The sequence below is a fragment of the Gordonia sp. (in: high G+C Gram-positive bacteria) genome (genome assembly GCF_047606305.1).
In the GTDB taxonomy this organism is placed as follows: Bacteria; Actinomycetota; Actinomycetes; order Mycobacteriales; family Mycobacteriaceae; genus Gordonia.
Map to the genome: position 1 here is coordinate 1 of NZ_JASGER010000120.1, position 3,991 is coordinate 3,991.

Here is a 3,991-nt window from a genome sequence, read left to right on the forward strand (position 1 = left end):
GCGACGACGACGCCCTGGCGCGCGGGCCGGGCAACCTGACGCGGGCGCTGGGGATCACGATCGACGACCTGGGCACCGATCTGCGCGAGCCGTCACCGGTGGCGCTCATCCCGCGCGAGGACCCGGTACCCGCGGCGTCGGTGCACAGCGGGCCCCGCGTGGGGGTGCGGTTGGCCGCCGACGAACCCTGGCGGTTCTGGTTGGCGCAGGAACCCTCGGTCAGCGCCTATCGGCGGCATCCGCGCGCTGCGGCGCCGGGCTGACCGACGACGCGGCCGCGGCCAGTGCCGGATCGGCGTCGCGGTCGTCGACGGGAGCCGGGGCGTCCTCCGGGAAGAACCGCGGCAGCAGGCGACTGACCACCTCGATGGCGATCATCCCCAGGACCGCCATGCCCAGCGCGACGAGCACCATGTGGGTGTTCGACGAGTCCAGGTTGAAGTTGTTCTGCGGGCTGATCAGGACCGTGTGCTCCTTGCCGAACAGCGAGTAGTGCAGGCGCGGTCCGCGGTTCATCGGCCAGGCGAAGATGACCACGTAGGCCAGCGCCGACACCGTCAGCAGGAGGATCTTCCACCAGTTGTACGGCCGCGCGACGACCACCAGCACGTAGAACGCCGTCGCGATCAGCGCGATCAGCGTCGCGGTGGACGCCTGCACGACCTCCGGCGGCAGGGCGTCGACCTTCTCCCCCAGCTTCGGGCCGTGCCGGCCGCCGGGGTTGACGATCACGAAGGTGATGAACGCGACCAGCCCGACGATGATCCCGTTGGGCACCGCCTGGGTGAGGACGCGCTTGACGAAGCCCGGCCGGGCCCGCTCGTTGTTGGGCGCGAGGGACAGCACGAATGCCGGGATGCCGATGGTGAACCACGCCGAGATCGTGACGTGGATCGGCTGGAACGGGTAGGCCAGCGACGTGAAGCCGAAGATCTTGCCGGCGACGCCGGCGAGGCCGACCAACAGCGCCAGCAGCACCGCGTACACCGTCTTGGTGAGGAACAGGTTGGCGACGCGCTCGATGTTGCCGATGACGCGGCGGCCCTCGCCGACGACGTACGGAAGGGTCGCGAACTTGTTGTCCAGCAGGACGATCTGGGCGACCGACCGCGCCGCCGAGCTGCCCGAACCCATCGCGACGCCGATGTCGGCGTCCTTGAGGGCGAGCACGTCGTTGACGCCGTCGCCGGTCATGGCGACGGTGTTGTGCCGCGACTGCAGCGCCTTCACCATGGCCCGCTTCTGATCGGGGCGGATACGGCCGAAGATGGTGCCGTCGGAGACGACCTCGGCGAGCTCGTCGTTGCCGGTCGGCAGCTGGCGGCCGTCGACCGCACCGTCGACGGTGCCCAGCCCGAGCGAGGAGGCGACCGCCCCGACCGAGCGTGCGTTGTCACCGGAGATGACCTTGACGTCGACGTGCTGGCGCTCGAAGTACTCCAGGGTGTCCTTGGCGTCCGGGCGCACCCGCTGTTCGAGCACGACCAGGGCGACCGGGGTCATCTGGTCGGTGGCGCCTGGCTGGTCGACCGCGACGGCGGTGCGGGCCAGCAACAGCACGCGCTGGCCGGTCTCGCCGATGGTCGTCGCCCGTGCGGACACCTCGCTGGACGGGTCGAGCAGGATGTCGGGGGCGCCTATCAGCCAGTTGCCGGCATCGGAGCCGGAGGCGTCGGCGAAGGACATGCCGCTCCACTTGAGCGCCGAGGAGAACGGCTGGACGGCCGTCGTCGTCCAGTTCGGGGAGGTGGGGTACGCCTCGCCGATCGCCTCGATACTCGCGTTCGGCCGCGGGTCGGCCGCGGCGATGGCCGCCAACACCGCCTCGACCTGCTCGCGATCGGCGTCGCCGAGCGGCTCGACGTCGTGCAGTCGCATGCCGTTCTCGGTCAGCGTGCCGGTCTTGTCGGCGCAGACGATGTTGACGCGGGCCAGGCCCTCGATGGCCGGCAGCTCGTTGACCAGGCACTGTCGCCGCCCCAGGCGGACGACGCCGACCGCGAAGGCGATCGAGGTCATCAGCACCAGGCCCTCGGGGATCATCGGCACGAGCGCGGCGACCATGCCGAGCAGACCCGGCCGCATCGACTCCCAGAAGTGGGTCAGCGAGTCGAAGGACAACCCGTCACCGGCGATGAACAACTGGTTGACGATCGTCAGGATGCCGGCGGGGATGAGCAGCCAGGTGATGACCTGCAGGATCCGGTTGATGCCGGTGCGCAGCTCGGAGTCCACCAGGGTGAACTTCGACGCCTCGGCGGCCAGCTTGGCGGCATAGGCGTCGCCGCCCACCTTCGTCGCCCGGTAGGCGCCGGATCCGGAGACCACGAAGCTGCCCGACAGGATCTCGTCGCCGGGGTTCTTGTCGACCGGGTCGGCCTCACCGGTGAGCAGCGACTCGTCGACGTCCAGGGCGGTGGCCTCGACCGTCTCCCCGTCGACGACGATCTGGTCGCCCGGACCGATCTCGATGATGTCGTCGAGCACGACCGCCTCCGGCTCGACGGCCACGGGCTTCCCGTCGCGGCGGACCGTCGGCTTGGCCCGCCCGACGATGGACAGCTTGTCCAGAGTCCGCTTGGCGCGGATCTCCTGGATGATGCCGATGCCGCTGTTGGCGATGATGATCAGGCCGAACAGGCCGTTCTTGAACGAACCGGTGAGCATCACCAGGACGAACAGGACACCGAGCATCGCGTTGATGCGGGTGAAGACGTTGGCGCGGATGATCTGACCGACCGTGCGGCCGGTCTTGTCGGCGGACACGTTCGCCTGGCCGGCGGCCACGCGCTGGGCCACCTGGGCCGCGGTCAACCCGCGCACGGGGTCGACCGGATCGGTCCGTTCGGGTGATTCGACGCTCACGCCGACTCCTTCCACCAGTCTGGCGCGACGGTGGCGGTCCCGGTGCGGTGGGTGACGTCGATCTCGCCCCCGGGTTGGGGGATGACGATGGCCGACGCCGACTGCCCGGCGCGGCCCTGCGCGGCGTGGATCAGCCGCGCGGCGGGCTCGCCCCACGTGTGTCGCGCGAGGTTGAACGTACCCCAATGCAGCGGCAGGAGTAGACCGTCCTCCCCCCTGGTGAGCATCCGATGGATGGTGACCGCTTCCTCCGGATTGACGTGGATGTCGGGCCACAGCGGGTCGTAGGCGCCGATCGCGATCAACGTCAGTCCGAACGGGCCGTGAGCGGCGCCCACGTCCTCGAAGGATTCGGAGAAGCCGGTGTCGCCGGAGAAGAACATCCGGTGCTGCGGTCCGATCACCGCCCAGCTCGCCCACAACGTGAGGTTGCGCTCGAGTCCACGGCCGGAGAAGTGCCGTGCGGGCACGGCGACGAAGCGCAGCCCGGCCGCCTGGACCTCGCCGTGCCAGTCGGCGAGCCGGATCCGTTCAGCCTCGATGCCCCACGCCCGCAGATGGGCGCCGACGCCGAGCGGACAAACGAACACGGCGGTCGGCTGGGTGTGCGCGAGCGCCACGACGCTGGCCGTGTCGAGGTGGTCGTAGTGGTCGTGGCTGATCAACACGACGTCGATCGGCGGCAGGTCGGCGACCTCGACCGGCGCCGGGTGCATGCGCGCCGGACCGACCAGTTGCGACGGCGAGGCGCGTCGGGAGAACACCGGGTCGGTGAGGATCCGCACCCCGTCGAGCTCGACGAGCGCGGTGGCGTGCCCGAGCCAGGTCGCGGCCAGCGGCCGCGGCCGCGGGGCGAAGTCGGGCGTCGACACCATGATCGGTCCCGTCGGCCGGCCGGGACGGCGGATCATGTCGCCGACCGCGCCCACCGGCACACCGGCGGCCGCACCCATCGGGTCGAGGTTGGTGAAGCGGCCGTCGACGACGTACCGCGACGCCGCGGTCTCGGCCGCGATCTGCTCCGGGGTCGCCCCGATCGCCTTGGCGCCGGGCAGGCCCGCACCGGCCAGACGGTCGGTGGCCGCGGCCGTCGCGGACAGGACGGCGGCGCGCACGGCGGCCCCGC

General features: G+C 70.9%; 3 protein-coding genes. 1 reads left to right on the forward strand and 2 read right to left on the reverse strand.

The window, feature by feature from the left end; genetic code table 11:
• A partial coding sequence (locus QM634_RS15475) for a DNA-3-methyladenine glycosylase (protein ID WP_415043667.1) occupies window positions 1-263 on the forward strand: 263 nt, incomplete at its 5' end.
• Here QM634_RS15475 and QM634_RS15480 read toward each other — a convergent pair.
• Together QM634_RS15480 and QM634_RS15485 are read right to left on the reverse strand one after the other, a co-directional pair.
• Window positions 220-2,865 carry an HAD-IC family P-type ATPase gene (locus tag QM634_RS15480; RefSeq protein WP_415043668.1) on the reverse strand — a complete coding sequence of 882 codons (2,646 nt, stop codon included), beginning with the start codon at window positions 2,863-2,865 and terminating at the stop codon, window positions 220-222. The two genes, QM634_RS15475 and QM634_RS15480, sit on opposite strands and share 44 nt — an antisense overlap.
• The gene (locus QM634_RS15485; RefSeq protein WP_415043669.1) at window positions 2,862-3,980 is read right to left on the reverse strand and encodes an MBL fold metallo-hydrolase; all 1,119 of its coding nucleotides are present in this window, start codon (window positions 3,978-3,980) and stop codon (window positions 2,862-2,864) included. Before QM634_RS15485 ends, QM634_RS15480 begins: the two co-directional genes overlap by 4 nt.
• Between the last annotated feature and the right edge of the window lie 11 nt (window positions 3,981-3,991).